3 protein-coding genes and 2 pseudogenes are annotated in these 3,770 nt (G+C 66.0%); 4 read left to right on the top strand and 1 reads right to left on the bottom strand.

Annotated features, from left to right (window positions below; all coding sequences use genetic code 11):
* Positions 1 to 113 precede the first annotated feature (113 nt).
* Complete coding sequence (locus ACFWWQ_RS22035; RefSeq protein WP_384598660.1) at positions 114 to 470, bottom strand: hypothetical protein; 357 nt, start codon at positions 468 to 470, stop codon at positions 114 to 116.
* On the opposite strand from ACFWWQ_RS22035, the pseudogene ACFWWQ_RS22030 reads away from it, so the two are divergent.
* The 4 genes and pseudogenes from ACFWWQ_RS22030 to ACFWWQ_RS22015 all read left to right on the top strand — a co-directional run.
* A pseudogene (locus ACFWWQ_RS22030) lies at positions 454 to 789 on the top strand (XRE family transcriptional regulator); the annotation flags it as partial. The gene ACFWWQ_RS22035 and the pseudogene ACFWWQ_RS22030 sit on opposite strands and share 17 nt — an antisense overlap.
* A pseudogene (locus ACFWWQ_RS22025) lies at positions 776 to 997 on the top strand (NUDIX domain-containing protein); the annotation flags it as partial. The pseudogenes ACFWWQ_RS22030 and ACFWWQ_RS22025, both read left to right, overlap by 14 nt.
* 110 nt (positions 998 to 1,107) lie before the next feature.
* Complete coding sequence (locus ACFWWQ_RS22020; RefSeq protein ID WP_382218538.1) at positions 1,108 to 1,707, top strand: hypothetical protein; 600 nt, start codon at positions 1,108 to 1,110, stop codon at positions 1,705 to 1,707.
* A 357-nt stretch (positions 1,708 to 2,064) separates the two neighbouring features.
* On the top strand, positions 2,065 to 3,420 hold the full coding sequence (locus ACFWWQ_RS22015; RefSeq protein ID WP_384598647.1) for a hypothetical protein: 1,356 nt from the start codon (positions 2,065 to 2,067) through the stop codon (positions 3,418 to 3,420).
* Positions 3,421 to 3,770 lie beyond the last annotated feature (350 nt).

Here is a 3,770-nt window from a genome sequence, read left to right as displayed (position 1 = left end):
CCATAGTTTTATATAGAGTCCACCCCCCCCGATCGGTCCACCGCGCTGAGCGGCGCGCCCCCCCCCCGGGGGGGCGCGGGCCCCCCCCCCCACGTATGTGGTCTCAGTTGCGGCTATCCCCCGTTGAGGACGGCCCGGCACACGTTGCAGTACATGGCTGCGTTCCGCCCGTAGCGCCGCATCAGCTGGCCGCAGCCGGTGCACGACCCGAGCTCCCACGGCGGGCATCCCAGCGCGGCGGAGGCGGCGGCGCGCTCCACGGCGGTGATCCGCATCGGGTCACGGGAGCGTTGCACCGGCATGCGGGGCAACGTGAAGCCGCCGGTCGGCTGATCGAGATCACGAAGGGGCCGACCGTCGCTGACGAACCAGCCCTCCTCTCCCGCCCGGCAGGTGCGGTCGATCTCCTGCTCGGCGAAGGTGATCACGTCGTCCTCGTCTTCGGCCGGGGCCGCGGGAAGAGGGGGCAAGGAGGGCATTGGCGACACGCTCGCGGCAAAGATTCGCGCCTCCCTGACCTACTACCGTCCCCTGTTGGCTGAGGCCGGCTGCGAGGTCAGGTTGCACGACACCACCCTCTACACCTCCCTGTTCCGCTACGACGACGACCTTCTGGTCAACCCGCATGTCTGGGACCAGCCGGCCAGTGCCAACCCTCTGCTCCATCTCAAGAGAGCCGATGCTGCAGGGTGGTTCGACAACTACGCGCAGAGTTTCGAAGCTGTCTGGGCCACCGCGCGGCCTTGGACGCCAGACCAGGAGGGGCCCTCGTCACATGGGCAGGACTGAGTACTACAACGATCCCAAGGCCCCCAAGGCAAACACGCTCATTCCCGCCAACAACCTGCTCGTCGTCGACGACAGCGGCGCCATCCTGCTCCAGCGCCGTCGAGACACAGGCCAGTGGGCCTTGCCGGGCGGCGCCCAGGACATCGGGGAGACGGCGGCACAGTGCGCCGTGCGCGAATGCCTCGAAGAGACCGGCATCATCGCCGAGGAAGCGAGCTGCTGACGCATGGGCGCAGCCCATACTCCTTGTCGACCGCAACGGCTTTGTCATCGCTTACTGACACGCTTAGCGTCTCACCTCGTCGCCTGGAGGACAGCATGAGTACCGATCTCGGCCCGCTGGTCATAGCGCGCAAAAGCGGCAGCGAGCCGATACGGGTCAATGGCGAGACAGTGGGCAAGCTCGCTGACTTCTGGAGCTGGGCATGCTCCGACTTGGCCAACAACACCATGCGTGGCGTCCTGGCTGAGTACCTTGTGGCCACAGCACTGGGCGCCGCTACCGGTACCCGCACAGAATGGGACACGGTTGACATCCGTACGTCCGAGAAGTGGCGCATCGAGGTGAAGTCGGCGGCCTACCTGCAGTCGTGGGCACAGTCCCGGCCGTCGAAGGTTTCGTTCGACATCGCGCCAGCCTCCGGCTGGGACGCCCAGACTGGTGCCACCTCAGCCGAAGTGCTGCGCCGCTCAGACGTGTACGTCTTCTGCCTGCTGCACCACCAGAACAAACAGACGCTCGATCCCCTCTCCCTCGACCAATGGACTTTCTACGTCCTGCCCACCCGAGTCCTGGACGAACGCTGCCAGATCCAGAAGACCATCACGCTATCCAGCCTGGAGCGCCTCAGCCCACTGAAGACCGACTTCACCGGCCTGCCAAAGGCAGTGTCCGCGTGCATGGAAGACACGCGATAGCCCCAGGTCCGCGGGCTCACCCCCTGCGGTGAGCCCCGTCGCGGCCTTCCCTGCTCGCCGCCCCTCGGCTCCAAGCGAGATCGAGCAGGCCGCCACCACGGCCGGCCGAGCACCGGTCTGCCGGGGACGGATCGTCACCGGCACGCAATGGGGCACGAAGGGTCGCTACAGCGTGCCTCCCCGCTGGGCCATCCCCACACAGGCTCGCCTTCTGGCCGCAGATGGTCTCTCCTCATATCAAAGGAAGAGGTGGCCGAATCCGGTCGTGCGACCCCTTGTGCGTACTTGTATGCGCTCCCCCGCACTCTTCTAGCGTCCAACGGCTCACGCCACACAGCAACGACAGTAGGGGCGCCGTTGAACGAGGACGAAACCAAAGCCATCGCCGAGATCCTGGACGAACTGGGCACCACCTCCAACGTTCAGGTCCGCTCGTCTCACGAACTCGCCGCTGAGGTCAACAAGGCGGCTACAGACGAAGACAAGAAGCGCGCGGAGGACGGGCGGGGCCCGCTGCGCAGGCGCACCGACTACAGAGCCGTTCGGAAAGCGCCGCGATCACTGTCACTCACTCCTTGGCAAGTCCTGCACGCCATCGGCCTTGGCGCTGCGGCGGCCCGTCAGGGGGCCGGGCGAGGACTCGCTGAGCACTGGGGCAGCCTGCGCTACAGCCAGGCGCTGGAAGCGAACCGGGGTCGGTTCCTGCAGTTGTCGTCCGAGGGGCGCGATCTCCTGCGCTTCTACAAGGCCACACAGTCCGGAGAGATCGGCACCGGCTTCGCCTCGCTGCTGGCCGAGCACATAGTCAGGTCCCGGTACCCCGACCACTCGGTTTCCGTGATCCCGGCGGACATCGCCCTGAAAGCTGGCTGGACCCTGCGCAGCTCCGGCACCGGGCCTCGCCCGGAACCGTTGCAGCGACGACCCCACTTTTTCGTCGAAGCCTGGCAACCTGGAAAGCCGTCCAAGATCTTCCTTCTGTCCTCGAAGGGAACTCACAGCAGCGTTCATCAGGTGTACAAGCAGCTCAGCACCGCCAGTGCCCATGTGGAGTCAGTGCACATCGGCCCCTACGGCACTGTCCCCTACCTGCTCATCGGCACCGAGATCCCGGCCAAGGAAAGTCTCGCCCTGCATGTTCTGGAGGCGCCGGGCACAACCCTGCTCCGCCCGCCCGGCGAAGAATCGGGAGTCGACCTCGACCTCGCGCTCGGGCAGGGAAACCTCATGTCCGATGTCGTACTGCCTACGGAAGGTGGCAGGAGGACCATTCCCGGATTCCAGGTACTGCCCGGTTCCTTCACTTGGTTCAGCGTCGTGCTGGCCCGGACGGAAGCAGCCACACTCACTGCCTTCACCGGAGGTGGCAGACCCACCGCCCAGTACCTGACCAAGGAGCAAGGACGACGCCACTTCCAGCACGACACCCAGGCCAACACGGCCAGGATGCGAGACGCGGAGCACCGCATCCACGACATCGACTTCGTCGGCACCGATCACATCTACCGCCTCAACGGCACTCGGGTAGAAGCGTTCTCCGGGCTCAAGAGAAGTCTCTACACGCATCTCCACCACGGGCGCGTCAACGAGTACCGTCGCGAGGTGCACGGCCTGCGAGGACAGTGGCCGCAGCGCAGCACAGCGAAGCACTGGAACACGGTGTCGATCCGAGCCGACGGGACAGTGCTGGCTATCCGCCTCCGGGACGAGTGATCCAGGAGCCAGCGAAAGCTCCTGGTCCGCGCCAACGCGGGTCGGGCGGAGGTGCGCACAGCCGCGCAGGTGCTGGTGAAGAAGGGGCGGTGCGGCTGGGCCGCCTCCTCGACACGGCTCTCGATGGTCTCAGTCCTAGTCTCATTCACCCCGGTCCGGGCCCGTCCGAGCGCGGTCGCCCCGGAGGCTCCGACGCAGGTCAGAACATCCACGGCCCCTGCCGAACCCCCACACGAACATTTGGAAAGCGTGTTGGGGGCAACCCCTCACGAGTTCGAATCTCGTATCCTCCGCCAGTGCCTCACCGGGCACTAACGTTGAAGGGCCCCCTGTTCGCAGTGGGGCCCTTC

The organism is Streptomyces sp. NPDC059080, from assembly GCF_042739975.1.
Taxonomy (GTDB): domain Bacteria; phylum Actinomycetota; class Actinomycetes; order Streptomycetales; family Streptomycetaceae; genus Streptomyces; species Streptomyces benahoarensis.
The sequence above is the reverse complement of the archived record's forward strand: the minus strand, read 5'-3'. Positions and strand labels throughout refer to the sequence as shown.